Genomic DNA, 23301 nt, shown 5'->3' on the forward strand with positions numbered 1-23301 from the left:
GTCGGCAGTACGCCTCTGGTACGTGCCGGGCGGGCGAAACTCATCGGTGCGCGGGCAGAAACTCCGGCAGGTCGTACTCGCCGAAGCGCGTCCCGGTGCCGAGGAACGTGATCGAGTGCGTCACCAGGCCGTCGCGAACCTCCAGCGCGACGATCGCGAACGGCCGCAACGTCCCGTCCTCGGCGGGCCGGTACTGGCCGTACCCGATCGTCCCGTTCGTACGGACCGGCAGCAGCCGGTCGTCAGCGCACGCGTCCGAACCGGCGAAGACGCGCAGCACGTCGTCGCGTCCGGACAGCCACCACGCGAACGGCGGCATGGAGCTGACCGTGTCCCGGTGCAGCAGCGCCCGCAGCGCGGCCACGTCGTGCGCCTCGAACGCGGCGACGTAGCGGGCCAGCAGGTCTCGTACCGCGGGGTCGTCCGGACCGGCCACCGCACCCGGCGCCGGCCGGTGCTCGGCGAGCGTGGCCCGGGCCCGCTGCAGCGCGCTGTTGACCGCCGGTACGGACAGCTCCAGCGCCGCCGCGGTCTCGGCGGCGCTGAACGCGAACACCTCGCGCAGCAGCAGCGCGGCCCGCTGCCGTGGCGGCAGGTGCTGCAGCGCGGCGAGAAACGCCAGCCGTACGCTCTCCCGCTGGACGGCCACATCCGCCGGATCGGCGGCGTGCACGGTGCGGCTGTCCGGCATCGGCTCCAGCCAGGCGTCGGCCGGCAGCGGCGCGCCCAGCTCACCGTCCACGGCGGCCGGTACCGGCGCGAGCAGTTCCCGCCGCCGGGCCGCGCGCAGCATGTCCAGGCAGACGTTGGTCGCGATGGCGTGCACCCAGGTGCGCAGCGACGCACGGGCCGGATCGAACCGGCCCAGTTGACGGTGCGCACGGATGACGGCCTCCTGCACGGCATCCTCGGTGTCCGCCGCCGAACCGAGCATCCGGTAGCAGTACCCGGTCAGCGGGCCGCGCAGCGCCTCGATGTCCTCGACTCCGGGCACCCGGCCATCGTCGCACAGCGGCGACGTGACCTCAGCCAGGAGCACCGCGCCGAGTAGTACCGCGGCGGCGGTGCAGCCGTGTACGCCGAGGGCGGTGGACACGGATCCGCCGTTGCTCAGCACGATGAGCGTGTCGCCGGACGGGGTGACCGCGGCGGCCAGCAGTACCCAGCCGAGGGCCCGGCGGCTGGCGGTGATCAGGACGACGAGGACGACCACGCCGGACACCAGGTCCCTGAGCCCTTTGACGAGGCCGTCGGGGTGGACGGCCAGCAGTGCGCGCAGTTCCGCGGCGGGGCCGGCGGGTTCCTGTTGCGGTGATGTCCGTCGTTGACGGGCGTGCCGCGGTGGCCGAGACTCGGGCCGTGACGACGATCGAGGACGGCCCGGAATGGCAGGCGGCGCAGGCGTTCCTGCGCGATCGGGGCGCGGCGGAGCTGGCGCATCCCGGCGGCACGCTGCTGGCGCACCTGGTCCGGGTGGCGCGCACGCTCGCCGACTGGGGCGCCGGCCCGGACGTCCAGCTCGCCGGGCTCTGCCACGCGGCGTACGGGACGGCCGGGTTCGACCGCCCGCTGCTCGACGTCGCCGACCGGCAGGTCCTCGCCGACGCGATCGGCGCGCCCGCCGAAGCCCTCGTCCACCGGTACGGCAGCTGCGACCGCGACCGCGTGTACCCGCGGCTCGGCGAGGACCCGGTGCGCTGGCACGACCGGTTCACGGGGGAGGAGCACGTCGTACCGGAGGTGGAGCTGCGGGCGTTCGCCGAGATCACCGCGGCCAACGAGCTGGACGTCCTGGCGCACAACGCGGAGCTGGCCGAGCGGTACGGTCCGGCGCTGCGCGAGCTGCTCGTCCGCTGCGACCGGCTGCTGTCCGCGCCGGCCCGCGCGGCGCGCGACGAGGCGCTCGCCGTACGGGTGACGGCGCTGGACCACCTGGTCCTGACCGTCGCCGACGCCGACCGTACGACCGAGTTCTACCGGCGGGTGATGGGGATGCGGCCGGTGGTGTTCGGCGGCGGCCGGCGCGCGCTGGCGTTCGGTAGCAGCAAGATCAACCTGCACGTGGTCGGGCACGAGGTGGTGCCGCACGCGGCGCGGCCCACGCCCGGCAGCGCCGACCTGTGCCTGCTCGTCGACGCCACCCCGGACGCGCTGCTGGCGCACCTGGCCGCGTGCGGCGTCGTGGTCGAGGAGGGACCGGTGCCACGCACCGGCGCCCGCGGCCCGATCACCTCCGTGTACCTCCGCGATCCGGACGGCAACCTCGTCGAGCTGAGCAGCTACCCCACCTGACGGATCCCCTGGTACGCCAGCGTTTCCGCACCGCGGCTCGGTGGAACCCACCGGGTGGCGTGCCGACGCCGGCGCCCGCGTCCGGCGCTCGCCGGGCGCACGGAGCCGCCTGTCCGTGAGGCTCGTCGGCACGGCCAGGGCCGGCGTGCCGCGCCCGGCACCGGCGGCGACGCACCGGACGACCGCTGACGGCCACGCGGCTCAGGCGAGGAACTTGGTGCGCAGCGCGCCGATCGTCGCATCGTCGAGGGCGAGGCCCTGCCGCAGGTAGCCGTCGACGCTGCCGTACAGGGAGTCGGCCTCGTCGAACGCGGCGCGCAGCCAGCTCAACTCCACCGCCGTCGGGTTGCCCAGGTACGTGTTGCTCGCGAGGTAGTCGGCCTCCACCGTGGCCCGCGGTACGCCGAGCAGGCTCAACAGCACGGCGCTGCCCCAGCCGGTCCGGTCCTTGCCGGAGCTGCAGTGGAACACGGTGGCGCCCGGCTCGCCGGCGAGCGCCGTCAGCAGCCCCCGGTACGCCCGGTCCGCGCCGGTGAAGTCCACCAGGAACGGGTACGCGACGCGCTGGCCGAGGTTGCCGGTGCCGCCGAGCAGCCCGAGCGCGACCGCCTCGACGAGGGTGAGGACCGCGCCGTCGTGGAAGCCGACGCCGTGCGTGAGGTCCTCCACGTCCGCCACCTGGTACGTCACGCCGGGCGGGATCCGATCCGGGTCGTCGTGGCGTTCCTGTACGTTGCGCAGGTCGACGTCGCGGGTGATGCCGAGCGCGGTGAGCGCGGCCTGCTCGCCGTCCGACAGCGACGCCAACGTGTTCGACCGGTACGCCAGGCCGGTGCGTACCCAGTGGCCGTCGGTGGTGCGGTAGCCGCCGAGGTCGCGGAAGTTGCGGGCGGAGGCGAAGCCCAGCGACCGGTCCGCGACGACCAGCGCGTCACCGCCGTCGGCGACGAGCCGGAAGTACCAGCGGGTGGCGGCCGGCAGCGCGCCCGCCGGTACGTCGAGCGTGCCGGTGCCCGCGCCCGAGCCGACCGCGACACCCGTCGTGGCGTACGGGTCGGTCGTGGCGGTGACGGTCACCCGCGCCGCGCCGCACGCCCACGCCAGCCGGTACGCCCCGGTCGTGTCCCGGGTGGCGGTGGCCGCGGTGAAGCCGCCGGTACCGGCGAAGGCGGGTGCGCCGGCCAGTACGGGTGCGGCGAGCGCGGCCAGTCCGGCGGCGCCGAGCAGGGTTCTGCGTCTCATCGTCCGGTGTCCCTTCAGGCGGGGTTCGCGGTGCAGGGGGCGCCGCCGCACACGTCGACGACGGTGCCGGTGGCGAGGAACGTCGCCTTCTGCTGCCGGGCGGCGGCGGAGTTGCGCGGGTCGGAGTGCGGGTCGTGGCCGTACCCGGACCCGTCCGGCGCGGTGTTCGTGGTGGGCGGCGACGGCGTGCCGGAGTCCCACACGACCATCGCCGACCCGCGGTACGGCAGCGTCCCCGCCGGCCGGATCCCCCAGTACGGCACGAGATCCGGGCTGCGGCCGGCGGCCAGCGCGGGCGTCACGAGTCGCGCGCCGATCGTCCGCGCCTCGACCTCGGACGCCACGTTGGCCACCTGGTGGTCGCCGTACGCGAGGTGCATCAGGACCTGGTGGTGGTCGGTGAGGTGCGCGGCGTACCCGTCGGTCTCGCCGCGGTCCCACAGCATCTGCAGCAGGTCGAACACCAGCTGCTGCCGCAGCTTGTCCGGGTACGAGGCGTCGAGTACCGGCTGGAACTGGGCGAAGTCGGCGCTGCGGTCGAGCAGCAGCGAGTAGTTCATCCCGGTCACCCCGAGCACGCCGCGGCGGATGTCGGGGGAGACGGCGACGAGCGCGCCACCGAGGATCCCGCCCTGGCTGTTCCCGTCGTACGCCAGCGCGGCGCGCGGGTCCAGCAGCGGCCGGCCGTCCGCGGTACGGAACGCCGACGAGGTCGCGAATCCCTTGCGGTGCACCAGATCCCGGCCGAGGAACAGCGCGTCCAGGATGCCCTGCTGGGAGCGTTCCGGTATGGCGGCGAAGTGGTTGGCGTCGGTGAGCGCGCCCACCACGGTGAGCACGTCGTCGGCCGCCATCCCGATCCAGTCGGTCGCGCAGAACGTGATGTCGTGCTCGGCCGCCATCGCCTGGACGTTGCCGGCGCCGACCTCGTCGCGGCTGCCGAGCAGGCCGTGCCCGTACAGGGCGGGGCGGGACGGGGTACTGAACGCCGCGCGCGGGATCTCGCACCGGAACCGCGCCAGCTGCGTGTTGCCCGGCAGGTGCACCGGCCGGCCGCGGGCGTCCCGGGCGAACACCGACCCGGACGGCCCGCCCGGCAGCGACAGGTAGCTCGGCACCGACACCGTACCGGTGACCTCGCGGGCGATCCGCGGGTTGGTCGCCGCGTCGAAGTCCGTCACCGCCCCGATCGTGTACTCCGGCGCCCGGTCACCGAGCCGCCGGAACGCGTCGTCGCGGATCGTCGTCATGTCGCCGGTCAGGTTGCGGCTGCTGGCAACCGTGAAGTCCCACGCCAGGTACAGCCCGGCGGTGCCGACGCCGGCGCGCGCGAGCGTCCGCAGCGTCGGCGCGAGCTCCCGCTGCCGGGCGTACAGCGGGTCGTGCGGGTGCAGCCGCGCGCCCGCCACCGCCGCGAACGGTGCGGGCGGCGGGATTCGCGCGCCGCCGGTGTCGACCAGGCCGCGCAGCGCCACCGCGTAGTGGTGACCGTCGGCGAGGTTCCGCGCCGGATGGATCAGCAGCGCCTGCCGGTCGGCGCGGGTCGCCCGCGCGTCCAGCTCCGCCCAGTACGGCCAGCGGGTGCCGGTGTCGGTGTCCAGCAGCACGATCGCCGCGTCCGCCCGCAGCGACGCCCCGATGTCGGTGACCGGCGCGACGCGGCTCGCCGCGAGATCCACCCCGGGCACCCGTACGGTCAGCGTCGAGCCGGGGGAGAACCCGTCGGAGCGGTTCCACGCCGTCGGATCCACCGGCACGCCGAGCGCGTCCGCCGGCAGTACGCCCGGCCGGAACGCCACGCGCCGGCCCGTGTCGCTGTGCGCGTCGGCGCGGGTATACCAGTCGTTCGGGAACGGCAGCAGGCACTCGCCGCCCACCAGTGGGTCGCAGCCGCCCGGTGTCGCCGCGGCCACGGCGGCCCGGACCGGCGCGACGAGCCCGACCACCGCGACGACGAGTGCCACGACCACGCCGCCCACCACCGCGCCCCGCACGACCCGGGAACGGTACGCGTCAGCCACGGGCGGCGGCGGTCGTCGCGGCACCCACGATCCCCGCGTACGCGGCCTCACCGCGGGCGTTCGGGTGCAGCGGCGCCGCGAGCGCGGTCGGCACGTACCCCTCGACCCAGCGGTCGGACGGCGCCTGGCAGGAGTCGTGCCCGGCGCTCGGCGTCTCCACGTCCACGTACGTCGCGCCATTCGCGCCGGCCTGCGCGGCGATCGTCTGGTTCAGGTAGTGCACCTCGCCCTGCAGGTAGTCGGCGTCGACCGGGAGCACCGGCTGCACCGGCCAGCAGCCGCCCTTCCTGATGTACAGCCCGTACCCGGTGACGACGACGCGGGCGTGCGGCGCGCGCTGGTGGATGCCGTCGAGGGTGGCGGCGATCTTCGGCGCCGACGCGTCGATCCGCGCCGCCACCTGGTCCACGCCGCCCGCGGTCAGCTTGTCCTTGCACGGTGTCGCGGTCGGGTCGAGCTGCATGCAGTCCTGCGCGATGCCGACCAGCCCGGCGTCGTTGCCGCCGATGGTCAGCGTCACCAGCGTGGTGTCCGCCGACAGCGCGTCGAACTGTGCCGGCGCCGTACCCGTGTCGACGCCGCCGATGGACAGCTTCTGCGGCGAGGTCATGTCGCCGGTGTCGGCCCCGCTGCACGTCACGTCCCGGAACGTGGCGACGCCGAGCTTCGCGGCGAGCAGGTGCGCGTAGTTGTGCGTGGAGCGGGCGCAGGCCAGCGGCCCGGTCGGGTTCGGGATGAGGGGGCCGGACGCCATCGAGTCGCCGAGCGCCACGTACACCTGCGGGTCGGCGGCGGCGGCCGGCACCGCACCGGCGAGTACCGAGCCGGCGGCGACGACACCGGCCGCGGCGAGCCCGGCCAGCCGACGCCTGTTTCGGTTGCGCTGCAACGGTTCCATCGCCGACACCTCGCTGTACTCGGGGGGATCCGCCGGCGACCGGGGGCGGCGCGCGGCTTGGGATGTCGACATAATGGCGGGCTGGCGGCGCGCTGGTAACTGGACCGAACCGTAGATTTCGCCGGAGGAATCTGTGACGGGTACCAAGGAACCGCTGAGCATCGCGGGCCGGGAGGTGGCCGCGCACCTGCGCGAGCGGATCCCCGCCCTCACCCGCCGCGTGGTCGCCCGTCTGGTCGCCGACCTGCCCGTGTACGCGCAGCTGCCGCGCGAGGAGGTCGGCGGCGACATCGCCGGCATCGTGCAGCACAACCTGCGGCTGTTCGCGGTCGTCCTGGACCGCCGCCGCCCGGTCGACGACGCCGAACTCGCCGCGCAGCGCGACTCGGCCGCCCAGCGCGCCGAGGAGGGCGTACCGCTGGACGCGATCCTTGCCGCGTACCAGATCGGGGTGGCGATGAGTTGGGCGGAGGTGTCGGCTGGCGCCGGCCCGGACGACCTCGCGCACGTGCAGGAGACCGTGCGGCACGTGCTGGACTTCGAACGGCGGGTACTGGGCGCGGTCAGCGCCGCGTACCTGGAGGTGCGGCGGATCCTGGACAGCGAGGAGCACAGCGGCCGGCACGCCCTGCTCACCGCGCTGCTCTCCGGGTACGGCCTGGACGAGCTGACCGGGCCGCGCCCCGCCGCGCGGTACGTGGCGATGACGCTGGCGCTGACGCGGCACCCGGACGAGGGCTGCGGCGGTCCCGGCGCCGCGGTCGCCACCCGCCGCAAGGTACGCCGGGTGCGCGCCACGCTGGACCGGTTCGCCGGCGAGCCGACCCTGACCGCCCTCGACGGATCCGGCGGTACGGCCCTGCTGCCGGTCGCCGCCGACCCGCCGTGGGAGGCGCTGCGCGAGCTGGTCGCCGCCGCCGGCCGCGCCGCCGGTACGACGGTGACCGCGGCGGCGTCGGTGGTGGACCCGGCCGGGGTGCCCGCCGCCGTCGCGCAGGGCGCCGAGATCGTCGAGCTGGTCGCCCGTACCGGACGCCCGCCCGGCCTGTACCGGCTGGCCGACGTGCTGCTCGACTACCAGCTCAGCCGGCCCAGCGAGGCCCTGACCGGGCTCGCCGACCTGCTCGCGCCGCTGGCCGCGAAGCCGGACCTGCTGCGCACGCTGGAGGAGTACCTGCGGCACGGGTTGAACCGGCGCGCCACCGCCGCCGCGCTGCACGTACAGCCGAACACCGTCGACTACCGGCTGCGCCGGATCACCGCCCTGACCGGGGTGTCGCCGACCCGGCCGACCGACCTGCCGCACCTGACCGCCGCGCTCGTGGCCCGCCGTACCGCCCGGTGAGCGGGCCCGCGCTCAGTTGCGGATGTCGTGGGCGCGCAGGTATCCGATGACGAGCAGGACGAGCACCGAGATGCCGATCAGCTTCCACAGCTTGCTCTTGATCTTCGCGTGCGTCGGCCCGCGGAACAGGATGAGACCGACCGCGCCCGCGAGGACGAGCACGCCGACGATCGCCCCCAGTGTGTCGATCACGTCCGTCCTCCTCGTCGGCACCGTTCGCCTCACGAGGCTACCGGCACCGCCGCCGGCGGTACGGGCAGACCCGGCGCGAACGGAGTTGACCTCAACCGCGCTTCAACTCCTACCGTGGTGCCGACACGAACGAGCACCTGGGGGTACGCGCGATGGATCCGATCCTGGTCACCGGGGCGACCGGCAACGTCGGCAGGCAGGTCGTCCGGCAGCTCACCGCGGCCGGTCTGCCGGTACGGGCGCTGACCCGCGACCCGGACACGGCGCGGCTGCCGGACACGGTCGCGGCCCTGCGCGGTGACCTCGCCGACCCCGACAGCCTCGATCAGGTACTCCACGGCGTCGGCGCGGTGTTCCTGGTGTGGCCGTTCGGGCACGCCGACGGTGCCGCGGCGGCGGTCGACGCGATCGCGCGGCACGCCCGGCGCGTCGTGTACCTGTCGTCGTTGGGCGCGGCGACCGCCGACGACCCGATCAGCCGCATGCACAACGAACTGGAGCGGCTGATCGAGTCCACCGACCTGCGGTGGACGCACCTGCGGCCCGGCGGGTTCGCCACCAACACCCTGTCCTGGGCCGCCCAGGTACGCGCCGGCGACGAGGTGCGCGGCCCGTACGCGGACCTGTCCCGGCCGCTGGTACACGAGGCGGACCTGGCCACGGTGGCGGTCCGCGCCCTCACCAGCGACGCGCACCACGGCGCCCGGTACCCGCTGACCGGGCCGGCGCACCTGACGCAGGCCGAGCAGGTCGCCACGATCGGCGACGTACTCGGCCGCCCGCTGCGGTACGTGGAGACCGACCGGGCCGAGTCGTACCGGGGGATGGTGGGCGCGGGGTGGCCGCCGGACACCGCCGACGCCGTACTCGACGCCTGGTACGCGATGCGCGAGCGGCCCGAGCCGGTACTGGACACCGTGGCCGCGGTGACCGGGCGACCGGCGCGCACGTACCGGGACTGGGTGGTGGACCACGCGGCGGACTTCACCGCCTGACCCGCGCGTCACGCGACCGCCGGCGGCCGGGTCGAACCCGGCCGGTGCGGTGGTGCGGACTGCAGGCGGGCGGTCGCCGATCGGGCGGTACCCAACGCCCGGTCGACGGCCTGCTGCGACGGCCACCGGTTCGCCGTGGGATGCGCGCAGAGGTTGCGTACCTGCCGCAGGTGCTCCAGGTCCGCGTACGGCAGGCCGGTCCGGTCGGCGAGTTCGGTGACGCACCGGCGGCCGTCGGCCACGAGCGCACGCAGCGCGCTCCACCGGTGGAGCAGTTCGGCGAGCCCGGACGGGGGGACGGTGGCAACGGCGCGGACCATGGTGACCTCCGACGACGACGCGGCGACGACGCGTCCATTGCGCCAACGGCAGATCCGGACACCAAGTACGTCGGATGGACGAAGACGATGCCGGACCCGTAAGGCGCGAATCCCGCTATGATTCGGACGCGTTCGGACGGTCTCGGACACCAGCCGGAGGTTGTTCATGGCGTCGGACCGTGCCCACCCGGAGGTCGACGGCTTCGCCAGCTGGCTGCGCCAGTTGCGCCTGGACGCCGGCGATCCGTCACTGCGTGAGTTGAGCCGCCTGACCCGCGAGGTTGGCGCTCGGGAGGTGCCGCGCAGCACCCTCGCCGACGCGTTCGCCGGCCACCGCCTCCCTTCGTACGACACGGCCATGGCCGTCAGCCGGGCCCTCGCCGGCCCGGACGGCGCCACCGAGTGCCACCGCAGATGGCGCGCCGCGCGGGCCGCCCAACGCGGTGCCGAACCGCCCACCGAGCCGACCGCGGCCAGCGCTCCGCCCGTGGCCGCGGATGGACCGCCGACGATGCCGGAGGGTGCCCGACCAGCGGACGACGGCGCAGCGCCGGGCCCCGAGCCGGTCGCACCGGACCACCGGCGCGGCCGGCGGCTGGTCGGGGCCCTGGCCGCCGCCGTCGTTCTCGCCACGGGTGTCACCGTGGCGGTCGTCGTCACGCGTGGCGACGCGCCGGGCGCGGCGGGCGCGGGCACCGGGCGCCGGACGGACCCCACCGCGTCCGCCGCCCACTCGCCGCTCCAGTTGCACGCCGAGCAGGTCAGCCCGTGCGCGCCGCTGCACTTCGCCCACGTCACCCGCCAGCAGGCGCAGCAGGACGTCGCCGCGACCCACGGGTACGGCGACCCGTCGCACCCGCTGCCGTACCCGATCGACCCGGGTACGGCGGACCTGCTGGTCTCGCAGTCCCAGATCAGCCTCACCGTGCAGAGCGCCGAGACCGAGTCGGTACTGCTCACCGGGCTGTCGGTACTCGTGCGTGGCCGGCGACCGGCACCGACCGCCGGGATCCTGGTCAGCTTCGGCGAGTGCGGCGCGCACCTGCCGATCCGGTACTTCGCCACGGACGTCGGACGCTCGCAGCCGGCCGTCGGACCCGAGCCGGGCACGCCCGACTTCCCGTTCACCGTGTCGCGCACCGATCCGGAGGAGTTCCAGATCGACGTCGCCAACCGCATGGACGACTGCACGTTCGACCTCGTACTGCGGTGGACGGCGAAGGGCCGGCCGGGGCGCACGGTGCTGGACAACGGCGGGCACCACTACCAGCTCTCCGGACCGGGCCGGATCCCCGCCTACTACGGCGGGCTCAACGGCAGGTACGCCCTGCGGCCCGATCCCGATCCGGCCCGTACCGGCTGATCCGACACACCCACCGCTGCCGGGCGCGTGCCGTCCCGGCGGGCAGGATCGGTGGGAACCCGGTGGCGCCAGCGGACAGGTACGGACGTGGAGTTGTCGCAACGGGCCCGCATCAGGGCCGGCGACCGTGCCTGCTTCGGCGCGGTCTTCGATGAACATGCACCCGCCGTGTACCGGTACGCGGTGCGGGTGACCGCCGACCGGGCCGGCGCCGAGGACGTGGTGTCGCTGACGTTCCTGGAGGCGTGGCGGCTGCGCGCCCGCCTGCGACCGGACGGCGGCAGCCTGCTGCCCTGGCTGTACGGCATCGCGACGAACGTCCTGCGCAACACGGCCCGGTCGGCCCGCCGGCACCAGGCGGCGCTGAGCCGGATGCCGGCCGCGGACCGGGTACCGGACTTCGCCGACGACCTGGTCGGCCGGCTCGCCGACGCGGACGCGCTCGCCGCCGCCCGCGCCGCGCTGTCCCGGCTCCGCCCGGCCGAACGCGACGTCTTCACCCTCTGCGTCTGGGAGGGGCTGGACTACGCGGCGGCCGCCGAGGCGCTCGGCGTACCGGTGGGCACGGTGCGGTCCCGGCTGTCCCGCGCCCGTACCCGGTTGCGCGCGTACACGAACGGTCGGGAACCCGCGGGGCGGACCGGACAGGTACAGGGTGGCCGCGCGGACGCGGCCCGGTCGACACGGGAGATCGGATGAACGCCACGCCGCAGGACCGGCCCACGCCGGAGGAGTACGCGGAGCTGCGCCGGCTGCTGCCGGCCCCGGGCGAGCCGGATCTCGGGGCCGACCGCCAACGCCAGCTCAGGGGGTACCTGATGAGTGAGATCCGTACGGTCAAGCCGGCGCGGTCCCGGCGCGCGCTGCTGTGGACGCTGGCGCCGGCCGCCGCGGTGGTCGCCGCGGTCGTGGTGGTCGGCGTGTCGGCCGGCACCCCACCCACCGGTACGCACCGGGCGACGCCCGCGCACAGCGGTACCGCGGCACCCGGGCTGACCGGTCGGGAGACCGCGCCGCAGCTGCTCGGCAAGATCGCGCTGGCCGCCGACGAGCAGCCCGCGCCGGCCGCCCGACCCGACCAGTTCGTGTACGTGCAGAGCACCGTCGCGTTCGCGAACGTCAACGGTGCCACCGGAAAGACGACGGTGGACAAGCCGCACACCCGGCGGGTCTGGATGTCGGTGGGCGGCCGCCGGCACGGCCTGCTGCGCGAGAAGGGCGAGTCGACCGACCTGGGCACCCTGCCGCATCCGGACCTGCACGCCCCGACGTACGCGTACCTGAAGACGTTGCCGACGGATCCGGACGCCCTGCTCGCGGTGATCTACGCGGCGTACGACGCGCACCCGAGCGGGTCCGGGCGGGACGCGGAGGCGTTCGTGACGATCGGCGACCTGCTGGGGGAGTCGCTGCTGCCGCCGAAGCTCGCCGCCGCCCTGTACGGTGCCGCCGCGAAGATCCCCGGGGTCACCGTGGTCGGCTCCGCGACCGACGCGGCCGGCCGTACGGGTGTCGCGGTGGCGCGGGAGGACCGGGAGGCGGGCACCCGTACCGAGTGGGTGTTCGACCGGCACTCGCTGGGCTACCTCGGCGAGCGGCAGGTGCAGGTGACGAGGACCGGCAACGTCCCGGCCGGTACGGTCGTCGGCTCGACCGCCGTCACCCGCCGCGCCGTGGTGGACCGCGCCGGCCAGCTTCCGAAGTAGGCCCGGCGGCGCCGGTTCCGCCGGCACGGTCGGGTCGTGCGGGCCGGATCCCACGTGCGCTCCGGCCCCGGACCGTACCTGGCCCGGGGTCGGAACGGCCGCGGGAGGGCGGCCGGATCCGGCTCAACTGAGCCGGACGCGCGGGTCGAGCACCGCGTACAGCAGGTCGACGACGATGTTGGCGACCACCACGAACACCGCCGCGAGCAGTACCACCGCGATGATCACCGGCTCGTCCTGGTTGGTGACCGCCTGGACCGACATCCGGCCCAGCCCGTTCAGGCCGAACACCTGCTCGGTGACGATCGCGCCGCCGAGCAGCGTCGCCACGTCGATACCGAACTGGGTGACGATCGGCACCAGCGCCGCCCGCAGCCCGTGCCGGTACGTGACGCGCAACGGCCGCAGACCCTTCGACCGGGCGGTACGCACGTAGTCCTCGCCGAGTACCTCCAGCATCTGGCCGCGGGTGAGCCGCACGTACACGGCCATGGAGGCGACGGCGAGGGTGATCCACGGCAGGATCAGGTGCTGCGCCCACTGCCCGGGGTTCTGCGTCAGCGGCACGTACCCACCGCCGGGGAAGAACGTCACCCCGGCGAGGTGCAGCTGGTAGAAGAAGAAGTACAGCAGGAGCAGGCCGAGGACGAAGGTCGGGAACGACAGGCCGATCAGCGCGAACAGGGTCGCGAGCCGGTCGGTGAAGCTGCGCGGCCGGGTCGCCGAGAGCACGCCGATCAGGACACCGGCGACCACCCAGATGATCGCCGCGCCGATCGCCAGCGACGCGGTGATCGGCAGCGCCGCCTTGATCAGCGACGTCACGGGCTCGTGGCTGTAGTACGAGTAGCCGAGGTCGCCGTGGAACAGCCGGTTCAGGAAGTGCGCGTACTGCACCCAGATCGGCTGGTCGAGTCCGAGCTGCTTGGTCACGGTCTGGACGAGCTGCTGGTTCTGCGCGGCGAACTTGCCGAGCAGCAGCTGCGCCACGTTGTGCGGCGCGATGAAGAAGATCGCGAACACGATGACGCTGATCAGCCAGACCACGAGGACGCCGGTCAGCAGGCGACGGATCAGGAAACGCACCATGACGGCCTCACTTCGCGAACAGGCGTTCGGTGCGGGGATCCAACGCGTCCCGCACGCTGTCGCCGAGCAGGTTGAACGCCAGCGTCGTGGCGATCAGCGCGATGCCGGGGAACAGCAGGAACCACCAGGCCTGCTGGTACACGTCCTGCGCGTCGGAGATCATGTTGCCCCAGCTCGGGGTCGGCGGGATGATCCCGACCCCCAGGTACGACAGCGTCGCCTCGAACACGATCGACACCGGGATCAGCAGCGTCGTGTACACCAGGACCGGTGCCACGAGGTTGGGCAGTACGTCGACGAACATGATGCGCCGGTCGCTGGCCCCCAACGACCGGGCCGCCTCGATGTACTCCTTCTCCCGGATGGACAGTGTCTGGCCGCGGACGATGCGGCCGACGGCGGCCCACGAGAAGAACGCGATCACCCCGATCTCCACCAGCTCGCTCGGCCCGACCACGCTCACCAGCGCGATCGCGAACAGCAGGAACGGGAACGACAGCACCACGTCCATCAGCCGCGACACGATCGCGTCGACGGCGGGGCCGAAGTACCCGGCGATCAGGCCGACGATGACGCCGATGAGGACGGCGGCGACGGCGGCGGCGACACCGACGGCGAGCGAGACGCGGGTGCCGTAGATGACGCGGACCAGTACGTCCCGGCCGAGGTTGTCGGTACCGAGCAGGTGGTGCACCGACGGCGGCGCGGGCAGCCCGTCCGGGGTCAGCCCGTTGATCCGGTCCTGTTGCGTGGGCGACCAGCCGATCAGCTTCGACAGGGGCCCGGCGAACGCCGCGACCAGCCCCAGCAACACGATGAACGCGCCGCACACCAGCGCGACGCGGTCCCGGCGCAGCCGCGCCCAGGCCAACTGCCACGGACTGCGCCCGAGCGTCCCGGAGGTGTCGATGGTGGGAACCTCGGCGCTCTCGAACAGTTCGGTGGTGGACATGGCGCCCTCCGTCAGGTCCGGCCGGCAAGCACCTCACCGGGCAGGACCGGGTAGTGGCAGGCGGTCACGTGGCCGTCGCCGGTGGGTTCGGCGCCGGGCCGGCGGTCGGTGCCGGGCATCAGCACCGGGTCGTCGACCGAGCAGCGGTCCCGCGCCTTCGGGCAGCGCGGGTGGAACCGGCAGCCGGACGGCGGGTCGATCGGTGACGGCACGTCGCCGGTGAGCAGGATGCGTTCCCGCTTCCGCGCCTTGTTCGGATCCGGCGTACCCGCGGCCGACAGCAGCGCCACCGTGTACGGGTGGTGCGGGTGCCGGTAGAGCTCGTCGACCTCGGCCAGTTCCACCAGCCGCCCCAGGTACATGACGCCCACGCGGTCGGAGACGTGCTCGACGACCGACAGGTCGTGCGCGATGAACACGTACGTCAGGCCGAAGTCGTCCTGGAGGCTCTCCAGCAAATTGATGATCTGCGCCTGGATCGACACGTCCAGCGCGGACACCGGCTCGTCGCAGACGATCAGCTTGGGGCGCAGCGCGAGCGCGCGGGCCACGCCGATGCGCTGCCGCTGCCCGCCGGAGAAGTCGGCCGGGAACCGGTTGTAGTGCTCGGGATTGAGCCCGACCAGCTCCATCAGCTCCTGTACCTTGCGCTTGCGTTCGGCGCCGTCGGCGACGCCGTGGATGGCGAACGGGTCGCCGATGATCGACCCGACCCGGCGGCGCGGGTTCAGCGAGCCGTACGGGTCCTGGAAGATCATCTGTACGTCCCGCCGGAACGGCCGCAGCTGCCCCCGGTTCAGCGTCGAGATGTCCGTACCGTCGAACACCACCTGCCCCGCCGTCAGCGGGTACAGCCGGGTCAGGCAGCGGGCCAGCGTCGACTTGCCGCAGCCGGTCTCGCCGACCAGCCCCAGCGTCTCGCCCCGCCGTACGGTCAGGTCGACGCCGTCGACGGCGCGCACCTGGCCGATCTCGTGCTTGAAGATGATCCCGCGCCGGATCGGGAAGTACTTGACGACGCCGGTGGCGCGTACCAGGTCGTCGTCGGCCGGCCGGGTGCCGGCCGGCGGCTGCGGCGTGTCCTCGATCATGACTCACCTTCCGCGACCGGGGTGTCCTCGGACCGGGCCGCCTCGGCGACCTTCATCCGCTGCGCCTCGGTACCCTCGGCCAGCCCGGACAGTGTCGCCGGCAGCCAGCACGCCGACCGGTGCGCGGCGCCGACGTCCATCAGCGGCGGCTCGTCCGTCAGGCACCGGTCCATCACGTACCGGCAGCGCGGGTGGAACGAGCAGCCGGACGGCAGCCGGATCAGGCTCGGCGGCGAGCCGGGGATGGGCCGCAGCTTGCCGCGCGTACCGGACGCGCCGGGGATCGACTCCAGCAACCCCTTCGTGTACGGGTGGTGCGGGTGGTAGAACACGTCGTCGAGTTCGGCGGTCTCGACCGCCTTCCCGGCGTACATGACGAGGACGCGGTCGGCGATGTCGGCGACCACGCCCAGATCGTGCGTGATCATGATCAACCCGCTGTGGAACTCCTTCTGCAGCCGCACCATCAGGTCGATCACCTGCGCCTGCACGGTCGCGTCCAGTGCGGTGGTCGGCTCGTCGGCGATGACCAGGTCCGGGTTGAGCGCCAGCGCCATCGCGATCATCGCCCGCTGCCGCATCCCGCCGGAGAACTGGTGCGGGTAGTCGTCCACCCGCCGGGCCGGCTGCGGGATGCCGACCAGCCCGAGCAGGTCGATGGCGCGCTTGCGGGCCACCGCCTTGCTCACGTCCTCGTGCGAGCGGATCATCTCCACGATCTGCCAGCCCACCCGGTACAGCGGGTGCAGGCTCGACAGCGGGTCCTGGAAGATCGCGGCGATGCCGGCGCCGCGCACCGCGCGCAGCTCGTCGGCCGACATGGTGAGCAGATCCTGCCCGCGGAACAGGGCCTGACCGCCGCGCCGGCCACCGCCGGCCAACCCGATCAGGCTCAACGTGCAGACCGTCTTGCCCGACCCGGACTCGCCGACGATGCCGAGCGTCTCACCCGAGTCCACCTCGAACGAGACGCCCCGCACCGCCTTGACGAGCCCGTCGGTGGTCGGGAACTCGACCGTCAGGTCACGGACCTCCAACAGTGCCATGTCCGTACCCCCGGTCGGGGCGCCGGAGCGCCCCGACCCTTCCTCAGCTCGACGGGTTCAACCACACCTGCGTGATGTCGTACGCCGCGGTGAACGGCGACTCGATCGCGTTGTGTACCCGGGTCGACCGGAACAGCGGGGTCGACTGGGTCTGGAACGGCACGAACGCGGCGTCCTTCATGATCTGAAGGTCGGCCGAGTGCACGTACGGCGCGGCGGCGGCCGGCGTGTCGGCGGCCAGCGCCTTGTCGATGTCCGCGTTCACGGCGGCGTTGTTGTAGTCGCCCCAGTTGGTCGAGCCGGGGCCGTAGTTACGGCCGTCGAACAGCGGCTCGATGATCGCGCGGGCGTTGTTGCCGAACCAGTCCGGCACCCAGCCGGGCTCGGAGATGTCCCACACGCCGCTGCGCGCGGCGGTCGGGTCCGACAGGTACTTGCCGTAGTAGTCCGACGCGGCGGACGGCGTGCCCTTGACGGTGATCCCGCACTTGGCGAGGTCCGCCTGCACCGACTGGTACACGGCCGGGTGCTTGCCGGACGTGCGGTACACGTCCTTGAGCGTCAGGCCGTTCGGGTATCCGGCGTCCTTCAGCATCGTCTTGCACTTGGCCGCGTCACCGCGGTTCCCGGGCGTCTGGTACATGCTGTACTTCTGGTAGCCGACGTTTCCCGGCGGCACGACCTGGTTCAGCGGCGTGTTCAGGGTCGGGCCACCGTAGATCTGGCCCAGCGCCACCTTGTCGATCGCGTACGCGATGGCCTGGCGGACGGCGACCTTCTTCAGTGCACCACCGTTGTTCGGGCTCTGCATGTTGAACGTCAGGAACGGGTTGGTGTCGAAGTTCGGGTAGATGCCCAGCCGGGCGTCGTTGGTCGACTTGAGCTTCGGCACGTCGGTCGTCGGTACGGTGGTGTCCCACTGGAGGTCCTGCGTACCGGCCTGGATCTGTTGCTGCACACCGTTCTCGTCCGGTCCCAGCGTCACCTGGATGTGGTCCGGGTACTGGTGCCGGATCGGGTCCGCGGACTGCGACCACGCCGGGTTCCGGTCCAGCATGTACGACTGGTTCGGCACGTACTTCGCGATCGAGTACGGGCCGTCGGAGACGGTGTGCTGCCGGAAGTCGGCGGAGTCGGGCAGGTAGTTCAGGTACTCGGTCGGCGCGGCCGAGGAGAACGTCAGCGCCAGGATGTTGAGGAAGTCACCGGCCGGCTTGACCAGGGTGAACTTCAGGGTGCTGGCGTCCGTGGCCTGGATCCCGCTGATCTGGTTGCCGTTGATGTACGACTTGAACGCGCCCACCGTCGCCGGCACCTTCGCGAAACCCTTGCAGTACGTGTCCATGCCGGCGATGACGCCCTCGTAGTAGCCGGGCGCTCCGACGGAGTTCTGGGTCGGGTTGCACAGGCGCTTGAAGCCGAGGACGAAGTCCGACGCGGTCACCTGACGGGCCGGGCTGGTGTCCCACTTGACGCCCTGCCGGATGTGGATCGTGTACGTCTTGCCGTCACTGGAGATCCCGCCGTTGCTCTTGGTCGGTACCTGCGTGGCGACGTCCGCGGCCGGCGTGTTCGCGGTCGTGGTGTTGGTCGACGCGGGGTAGGCGAAGAGCTGCCTGGTGAACGACCGCATCAGCGTCGACGTGGTCGTGTAGTACGCGGCGGCGGTGTCCAGGTGGTCGACGTCGGCGTTGCCGATCAGTTTGAGCGTCCCGCCCTTGGTGGGGCTGCCGCTGGCGTTGACGTTCGCCGCGCGGTTCGCGGGCCCGCTGGCTCCGGTGGTCGTGGACTTCGTGCCGCCGCCGCTGCACGCCGCGGCGAGCAGGAGCGCCACGCCCACCATGGATACCCCGGCCGCGGTCCGCCGCTTGGTGAGCATCGGATGTCGTCGCCGGTTTGCTGTCATGACGCACCTCCGCATCGGGAGTGCCCGTCATGCCGCGTCTCGTCCCCCAGTTCCGGTGCCCGTGACGCGGGTCGGGCATCCCGGTTCCGGACGCTACGCGCAGCGTCCCGCTCCGCAATCCAGTGATTGCCTTCGTGGCCAAGGTGTTACCGGCCCACCGGCCCAGTGTCCACAATGGACCAATGGCCCGTGTCCCGCCCCGTTGAGCCGATCCCGACCGCCGGCGTCGGCCGCGCGGTTCACCGGATTTGCCACCGGCCCGTACGGCCGACCCGGCACCCGCCGTACGGGCCGGCGGGTGGTCTGCGCGGTCGTGCGGCGGGCCGGGGGCTCGCGACGGACGCGGACGGTGGCGTCGCGGTCGCACCGGGGTGTCGTGGCGGGCCGCACCGCGCCCGGTCGGGCCCGGGCTATTGCGTGCGCGCGTCCTCTCCCGCAGAATCAGTTCTCACTTGGGTTGTGAAGTTTCGCATGAGAGGTGAGGTAAGTGGGCGGTGTCGGCGGGGCGATCCTCGATCTCGACGGCGTACTGGCGGACACCGAACACCTGTGGGAGGAGAGCTGGCGGGCCTGCGCGGGAGACGCCTGGGATCCCGCGTACACCGGGGCCATGCAGGGCATGAGCGCCCCCGAATGGGCCTCCTACCTGGCCGTACGGGTCGGCGCCGAGGCGGGGGAGGTCCGCCACCGGTGCGTGGCGTACGTGGTGGGACAGATCGACGCCGGCCGCGGACCGCTGCTGCCGGGCGCCCGCGACCTGGTCACCGCACTCGCCGCGCACGTACCACTCGGGCTGGCGTCGTCGGCGGCGCGGCCGGTCATCGACCGGATCCTCACCGACAACGGGCTGGCGGACCTGTTCGCCGCGACCGTGTCCAGCGAGGAGGTCGCGCGCGGCAAACCCGCCCCCGACGTGTACGCCGAGGCCGTGCGCCGGGTCGGCTTCACCGGCGACGGGCTGGCGTTCGAGGACTCCGGCAACGGCATCCGCGCGGCGGCCGCGGCCGGGCTGCGCGTCATCGCCATCCCCAACCCGCAGTACCCGCCGGCGGCCGACGCGCTCGCCCTCGCCTGGCACGTCGCGACCGACCACGCCGACGCGCGGGCCCGTGCCCTGTCCCTGCTGAGCTGAGAGGAACCGACCGGTGGCACACATCCACGGCGACCCCGCCGCGTTCCCCGACGAGATGGTCGACGGCTTCTGCGCCGCGTACTCCCGCTACGTGGAACGGGTACCCGACGCGTCGGTGGTGATGCGCCGCGGCGGCCCCCGCGCCGGCAAGGTCAGCGTGGTCATCGGCGGCGGATCCGGGCACTACCCGGCGTTCTGCGGCACCGTCGGCGCCGGCCTCGCCGACGCGGCGGTGGTCGGCGACGTGTTCACCTCCCCGTCCGCCGAGCAGGCGTACCGGGCGGGGCGGGCGATGGACGGCGGCGCCGGCGTGCTGTTCTCGTTCGGCAACTATGCCGGCGACGTCCTCAACTTCGGCGCCGCTGAACGCCGGCTGCGTGCCGACGGCATCGACTGCCGCACCGTACTGGTGACCGACGACGTGGCGTCCGCGCCGGTCACCGAGACGGCGAGGCGCCGCGGCATCGCCGGCGACTTCTGCGTGTTCAAGATCGCCGGTGCGGCGGCCGACCGCGGCGACGACCTCGACACCGTGGAACGCTTGGCGCGCAAGGCGAACGACCGTACCCGGAGCTTCGGGATCGCGTTCGCCGGCTGCACGGTGCCCGGCGCCGACGAGCCGCTGTTCACCGTCGCCGCCGACGAGATGGAACTCGGCCTGGGCATCCACGGCGAGCCCGGCATCGAGACCGTGCCCCGCCAGCGCGCCCCGGAACTCGCCGCCACCCTCGCCGCCCCGCTGCTCGCCGAACGACCGGACGGCGCCGGCGACCGGATCGCCGTACTGCTCAACGGACTCGGCGGCACCAAGTACGAGGAACTGTTCGTGCTGTGGCGCCACCTCGGCCCGATCCTCGCCGACGCCGGGCTCACCGTCGAGCTGCCCGAGGTCGGCGAACTGGTCACCAGCCTCGACATGGGCGGCGTGTCGCTGACCCTGCTGTGGCTCGACGACGACCTCGCCGAGCTGTGGGCCGCGCCCGCCGACACCCCGGCGTTCCGCCGCGGCGCGGTCACCGACCTGCCACGGTTCGCCGCCGCAGCCCCGATCCGGGCCGCCACACCCGCCACCGGCCCGGTCCCCGACGCCGACCCCGACTCGGTACGCGCGGCCGACCGTGCCCGCGCGGTACTCGACGCGATGCTCGCCGTCGCCGAGCGGGACGCCGCCGAATGGGGCCGCATCGACGCGGTGGCCGGCGACGGCGACCACGGCACCGGCATGGTCCGCGGGCTGCGCGCCGCGGCGCAGGCCGCCCACGCGTACCCGGGCGGGTTGGGCGGCACGCTCGCCGCGGCCGGCGACGCGTTCGGCGACCGGGCCGGCGGTACCAGCGGGATGCTGTGGGGCGTCGTGCTGCGCGCAGTCGGCGCCGTACTCGGCGACGACGCCGCACCGGACGCCGCCCGGCTCCGCGCCGGAGTACGGGCGGGCGTCACCGAACTGGTCGCCGTCGGCAAGGCCCGGCCCGGCGACAAGACCATGCTGGACGCGCTGCTGCCGTTCGTCGACGCGTTCGAGGCGGCGCTGGACGCGGGCGCCGGCACCGGGACGGCCTGGCGTACCGGGGTGGACGCGGCACGCACGGGCGCCGCGGCCACCGCCGACCTCGTACCGAAGCTGGGTCGGGCCCGGCCGCTCGCCGCCCGCAGCGTCGGCACCCCCGACGCCGGAGCCACCTCGATGGCCGCGTGCCTGCACGCCGCGGGCACCGCCCTGTTCACCCCGGAGGAGGACACATGAGCGCGGATCCACGACAGCCCGGACCGGACACCGACGGCGCCCCGGCGGGCGGCTGGCGGCTGGTGGTCGGCTGCGACGACGCCGGGCTGGCGTACAAGGAACGGCTCACGGCGGACCTGCGCGCCGACCCCCGGGTGGCCTCGGTGCAGGATCTGGGGGTGCACGAAGGCGACCACACCGCGTACCCGCACATCGGCCTGGCCGCCGCGCAACGCGTCGCGGCCGGCGAGGCCGACCGTGCCCTGCTCGTCTGCGGTACCGGCATCGGCATGGCGGTCAGCGCCAACAAGGTGCCCGGTGTCCGCGCGACGACCGCGCACGACAGCTTCTCCGTCGAACGTTCCGTGAAGTCCAACAACTGCCAGGTCCTCACGCTCGGCCAGCGCGTCATCGGCATCGAACTGGCCCGGCTACTGGTCCGCGAATGGCTCGGACACGTGTTCGACCCGGCCTCGGCGTCGGCGGACAAGGTCGCCGTGCTCGACGAGTACGAGGGGTGCGGGTGACCGGTCGCTACCTCGGCATCGACCTCGGTACGTCGGTCGCCAAGCTCGCCCTGTTCACCGAGCGTGGTGAGGTCGTCGCGACCGCCGCCCGTACGCTGCCGCTGCGACACCCGGCGCCCGGTCACGTCGAGCAGGACGCCCGGCTCGTCGTCGAGGCCGTCCGCGACCTCACGTACGAGGTGTGCGCCAAGCCCGGGGACGTGGCGCTGGCCGCCGTCACCGGGCAGGGCGACGGCTGCTGGCTGACCGACCCGTACGGGCACCCGGTGCGCCCGGCGATCTCCTGGCTCGACGCCCGCGCCGCCGGCATCCTCGCCGACTGGGACCGCGCCGGCATCGCCGAGGCGCTGTTCCGGGTCAACGGCAACACGCTGTTCCCCGGCGCCCAGGCCCCCCTCCTGTACTGGCTGGACGAGCACGAGCCGCACAGCCTCGACCGCGCCGCCACCGCCGCGTACTGCAAGGACATGGTGTTCCAGCGGCTCACCGGGGTGCGCGCGACCGACGCCTCGGACGCCTCGCTGCCGTTCGGCGACCATGCCGGCGGGTACGCGGCGGACGCGCTCGACCTGTGCGGCCTCGCGCACCGCGCCGACCTGCTCGCCCCCGTCGTCACCCCGCTGCCGCTCGGCACCGTGCACGGCCCCGGCGCGACCGACCTCGGCCTGCCCGTCGGTACGCCGGTGGCGGACGGGCCGTTCGACCTGCCGGCGTGCGCGATCGGCGGCGGCGTCCGGGAACCCGGCGACGGCCTGCTCACCCTCGGTACCACCCTGGCCTGCCAGGTCCTCGTCGACACGGTCGACACCGCGAGCACCCCCGCCGGCATGCACCTCGCCACCGGTACGCCCGGGCGCTGGCTGCGGGCGATGCCGGCGATGGTCGGCACCGCGTCGCTGGACTGGACCCTGTCGCTGCTCGGCCTCACCCACACCGACCTCGACCGCGTACTGCGCGCCACCGCGCCGGGCGCCAACGGCGTCGAGGTCCTGCCGTACCTGGCGCCGTCGGGGGAGCGCGCCCCGTTCGTGGACCCGGCCGCGCGCGGCCAGTTCACCGGGATCAGCCTGACCACCACGCGCGAGGACCTGGTGCGCGCGCTGTGCGAGTCGCTGGCGTTCGCGGCGCGGCAGTGCCTGGAATCCGCGGGGCTGTCCGGCCGGCTCGTCGTCTGCGGCGGCGGTACCCGGTCGCTGCCGTGGCTGGAGATCTTCGCCGCGGTCCTCGCCCGCCCCCTCGAACTCGCCGCGAGCGAGGTCGGCGCCCGCGGCGCGGTACTGTCCGGCCTCGCCGCCGGCGGCCACACCCCGGACGTCGCGGCGTGGACCGCACCGGCCCGCGTCGTCGACCCCGACCCGGCCGACGCCCGCCACTACGAGCACGCCTACCAGCGGTACCTGGCGCACCAGTCCGCCGCGCGGAACCTCTGGCCCCGCTGACCCGCCGCCGGTACGGTGGCCG

At 73.6% G+C, this 23301-nt stretch carries 21 protein-coding genes; 10 read left to right on the top strand and 11 right to left on the bottom strand.

All coding sequences use genetic code 11. The annotated features are described in order from the left end of the window. Window positions 1-40 precede the first annotated feature (40 nt). Window positions 41-1387, bottom strand: a complete 1347-nt coding sequence (locus Aru02nite_RS32905) for an RNA polymerase subunit sigma-70 (protein ID WP_308446290.1) — start codon at window positions 1385-1387, stop codon at window positions 41-43. Between Aru02nite_RS32905 and Aru02nite_RS32910 the strand changes: the two genes are divergently transcribed. Further along, the gene (locus Aru02nite_RS32910) at window positions 1360-2292 is read left to right on the top strand and encodes a VOC family protein (protein ID WP_239077098.1); all 933 of its coding nucleotides are present in this window, start codon (window positions 1360-1362) and stop codon (window positions 2290-2292) included. The two genes, Aru02nite_RS32905 and Aru02nite_RS32910, sit on opposite strands and share 28 nt — an antisense overlap. A 201-nt stretch (window positions 2293-2493) precedes the next feature. Here the strand turns inward: Aru02nite_RS32910 and Aru02nite_RS32915 are convergent, their stop codons facing one another. Genes Aru02nite_RS32915 through Aru02nite_RS32925 form a run of 3 tightly spaced genes read right to left on the bottom strand, consistent with a single transcriptional unit; the run spans window position 2494 to window position 6453 of the window. Next, the gene (locus Aru02nite_RS32915) at window positions 2494-3534 is read right to left on the bottom strand and encodes a tyrosine-protein phosphatase (RefSeq protein WP_203664175.1); all 1041 of its coding nucleotides are present in this window, start codon (window positions 3532-3534) and stop codon (window positions 2494-2496) included. A gap of 14 nt (window positions 3535-3548) precedes the next feature. Continuing rightward, window positions 3549-5528, bottom strand: a complete 1980-nt coding sequence (locus Aru02nite_RS32920; RefSeq protein ID WP_239077099.1) for a hypothetical protein — start codon at window positions 5526-5528, stop codon at window positions 3549-3551. 19 nt (window positions 5529-5547) lie between these two features. Next, a complete protein-coding gene (locus Aru02nite_RS32925; protein ID WP_203664176.1) occupies window positions 5548-6453 on the bottom strand; it encodes an SGNH/GDSL hydrolase family protein in 906 nt (301 codons plus the stop codon). A 133-nt stretch (window positions 6454-6586) separates the two neighbouring features. Between Aru02nite_RS32925 and Aru02nite_RS32930 the strand changes: the two genes are divergently transcribed. Beyond that, window positions 6587-7798 (top strand): PucR family transcriptional regulator, encoded by a 1212-nt coding sequence (locus tag Aru02nite_RS32930; protein ID WP_203664177.1) that lies wholly within the window; start codon window positions 6587-6589, stop codon window positions 7796-7798. Between the two features lie 12 nt (window positions 7799-7810). Here Aru02nite_RS32930 and Aru02nite_RS32935 read toward each other — a convergent pair whose 3' ends face one another. After that, entirely contained in the window at window positions 7811-7990 is a 180-nt protein-coding gene (locus Aru02nite_RS32935; protein ID WP_203664178.1) for a hypothetical protein, read from the bottom strand. A 152-nt stretch (window positions 7991-8142) separates the two neighbouring features. On the opposite strand from Aru02nite_RS32935, the gene Aru02nite_RS32940 reads away from it, so the two are divergent. Next, on the top strand, window positions 8143-8985 hold the full coding sequence (locus tag Aru02nite_RS32940; RefSeq protein WP_203664179.1) for an NAD(P)H-binding protein: 843 nt from the start codon (window positions 8143-8145) through the stop codon (window positions 8983-8985). A gap of 8 nt (window positions 8986-8993) precedes the next feature. On the opposite strand, the gene Aru02nite_RS32945 is transcribed toward Aru02nite_RS32940, so the two are convergent. Beyond that, window positions 8994-9305, bottom strand: a complete 312-nt coding sequence (locus tag Aru02nite_RS32945) for a hypothetical protein (RefSeq protein WP_203664181.1) — start codon at window positions 9303-9305, stop codon at window positions 8994-8996. A gap of 166 nt (window positions 9306-9471) precedes the next feature. Here Aru02nite_RS32945 and Aru02nite_RS32950 point away from each other — a divergent pair, with 166 nt between their 5' ends. The 3 genes from Aru02nite_RS32950 (at window position 9472) to Aru02nite_RS32960 (ending at window position 12374) form a co-directional block, all read left to right on the top strand. After that, window positions 9472-10668, top strand: a complete 1197-nt coding sequence (locus Aru02nite_RS32950; RefSeq protein ID WP_203664183.1) for a helix-turn-helix domain-containing protein — start codon at window positions 9472-9474, stop codon at window positions 10666-10668. A gap of 87 nt (window positions 10669-10755) precedes the next feature. After that, window positions 10756-11367, top strand: a complete 612-nt coding sequence (locus Aru02nite_RS32955) for an RNA polymerase sigma factor (RefSeq protein ID WP_203664185.1) — start codon at window positions 10756-10758, stop codon at window positions 11365-11367. Further along, entirely contained in the window at window positions 11364-12374 is a 1011-nt protein-coding gene (locus tag Aru02nite_RS32960) for a CU044_5270 family protein (protein WP_203664187.1), read from the top strand. The genes Aru02nite_RS32955 and Aru02nite_RS32960 overlap by 4 nt, the downstream gene beginning before the upstream one ends. Before the next feature lie 123 nt (window positions 12375-12497). On the opposite strand, the gene Aru02nite_RS32965 is transcribed toward Aru02nite_RS32960, so the two are convergent. The 5 genes from Aru02nite_RS32965 to Aru02nite_RS32985 are packed head-to-tail and all read right to left on the bottom strand — an operon-like array spanning window position 12498 to window position 18458. Continuing rightward, the gene (locus Aru02nite_RS32965) at window positions 12498-13463 is read right to left on the bottom strand and encodes an ABC transporter permease (RefSeq protein WP_203664189.1); all 966 of its coding nucleotides are present in this window, start codon (window positions 13461-13463) and stop codon (window positions 12498-12500) included. Window positions 13464-13470: 7 nt separating this feature from the next. Continuing rightward, entirely contained in the window at window positions 13471-14415 is a 945-nt protein-coding gene (locus Aru02nite_RS32970; protein WP_203664190.1) for an ABC transporter permease, read from the bottom strand. A gap of 11 nt (window positions 14416-14426) precedes the next feature. Continuing rightward, a complete protein-coding gene (locus Aru02nite_RS32975; protein WP_203664191.1) occupies window positions 14427-15506 on the bottom strand; it encodes an ABC transporter ATP-binding protein in 1080 nt (359 codons plus the stop codon). Next, complete coding sequence (locus Aru02nite_RS32980; protein ID WP_203664192.1) at window positions 15503-16552, bottom strand: ABC transporter ATP-binding protein; 1050 nt, start codon at window positions 16550-16552, stop codon at window positions 15503-15505. Before Aru02nite_RS32980 ends, Aru02nite_RS32975 begins: the two co-directional genes overlap by 4 nt. Window positions 16553-16595: 43 nt before the next feature. Next, a complete protein-coding gene (locus tag Aru02nite_RS32985; RefSeq protein WP_239077100.1) occupies window positions 16596-18458 on the bottom strand; it encodes an ABC transporter substrate-binding protein in 1863 nt (620 codons plus the stop codon). A 487-nt stretch (window positions 18459-18945) separates the two neighbouring features. Here Aru02nite_RS32985 and Aru02nite_RS32990 point away from each other — a divergent pair, with 487 nt between their 5' ends. Genes Aru02nite_RS32990 through Aru02nite_RS33005 form a run of 4 tightly spaced genes read left to right on the top strand, consistent with a single transcriptional unit; the run spans window position 18946 to window position 23279 of the window. After that, on the top strand, window positions 18946-19590 hold the full coding sequence (locus Aru02nite_RS32990) for an HAD family hydrolase (RefSeq protein ID WP_239077101.1): 645 nt from the start codon (window positions 18946-18948) through the stop codon (window positions 19588-19590). 13 nt (window positions 19591-19603) lie between these two features. Next, on the top strand, window positions 19604-21334 hold the full coding sequence (locus Aru02nite_RS32995) for a dihydroxyacetone kinase family protein (protein ID WP_239077102.1): 1731 nt from the start codon (window positions 19604-19606) through the stop codon (window positions 21332-21334). Then, on the top strand, window positions 21331-21840 hold the full coding sequence (locus tag Aru02nite_RS33000; protein WP_203664193.1) for a ribose-5-phosphate isomerase: 510 nt from the start codon (window positions 21331-21333) through the stop codon (window positions 21838-21840). Before Aru02nite_RS32995 ends, Aru02nite_RS33000 begins: the two co-directional genes overlap by 4 nt. Continuing rightward, window positions 21837-23279, top strand: a complete 1443-nt coding sequence (locus tag Aru02nite_RS33005; RefSeq protein WP_203664194.1) for an FGGY-family carbohydrate kinase — start codon at window positions 21837-21839, stop codon at window positions 23277-23279. The genes Aru02nite_RS33000 and Aru02nite_RS33005 overlap by 4 nt, the downstream gene beginning before the upstream one ends. The last annotated feature ends 22 nt before the right edge of the window (window positions 23280-23301 follow it).

The organism is Actinocatenispora rupis (assembly GCF_016861975.1).
Taxonomy (GTDB): Bacteria; Actinomycetota; Actinomycetes; order Mycobacteriales; family Micromonosporaceae; genus Actinocatenispora; species Actinocatenispora rupis.

What these genes read in the sequence shown, in the direction of transcription:
- Aru02nite_RS32950 (WP_203664183.1), top strand. Translation starts at nt 9,472, where the DNA reads ATGGCGTCGGACCGTGCCCACCCGGAGGTCGACGGCTTCGCCAGCTGG.
- Aru02nite_RS32975 (WP_203664191.1), bottom strand. Translation starts at nt 15,506, where the DNA reads ATGATCGAGGACACGCCGCAGCCGCCGGCCGGCACCCGGCCGGCCGAC.
- Aru02nite_RS32960 (WP_203664187.1), top strand. Translation starts at nt 11,364, where the DNA reads ATGAACGCCACGCCGCAGGACCGGCCCACGCCGGAGGAGTACGCGGAG.
- Aru02nite_RS32945 (WP_203664181.1), bottom strand. Translation starts at nt 9,305, where the DNA reads ATGGTCCGCGCCGTTGCCACCGTCCCCCCGTCCGGGCTCGCCGAACTG.
- Aru02nite_RS32915 (WP_203664175.1), bottom strand. Translation starts at nt 3,534, where the DNA reads ATGAGACGCAGAACCCTGCTCGGCGCCGCCGGACTGGCCGCGCTCGCC.
- Aru02nite_RS32925 (WP_203664176.1), bottom strand. Translation starts at nt 6,453, where the DNA reads ATGGAACCGTTGCAGCGCAACCGAAACAGGCGTCGGCTGGCCGGGCTC.
- Aru02nite_RS32980 (WP_203664192.1), bottom strand. Translation starts at nt 16,552, where the DNA reads ATGGCACTGTTGGAGGTCCGTGACCTGACGGTCGAGTTCCCGACCACC.
- Aru02nite_RS32940 (WP_203664179.1), top strand. Translation starts at nt 8,143, where the DNA reads ATGGATCCGATCCTGGTCACCGGGGCGACCGGCAACGTCGGCAGGCAG.
- Aru02nite_RS32970 (WP_203664190.1), bottom strand. Translation starts at nt 14,415, where the DNA reads ATGTCCACCACCGAACTGTTCGAGAGCGCCGAGGTTCCCACCATCGAC.
- Aru02nite_RS32985 (WP_239077100.1), bottom strand. Translation starts at nt 18,458, where the DNA reads ATGACAGCAAACCGGCGACGACATCCGATGCTCACCAAGCGGCGGACC.
- Aru02nite_RS32965 (WP_203664189.1), bottom strand. Translation starts at nt 13,463, where the DNA reads ATGGTGCGTTTCCTGATCCGTCGCCTGCTGACCGGCGTCCTCGTGGTC.
- Aru02nite_RS33000 (WP_203664193.1), top strand. Translation starts at nt 21,331, where the DNA reads ATGAGCGCGGATCCACGACAGCCCGGACCGGACACCGACGGCGCCCCG.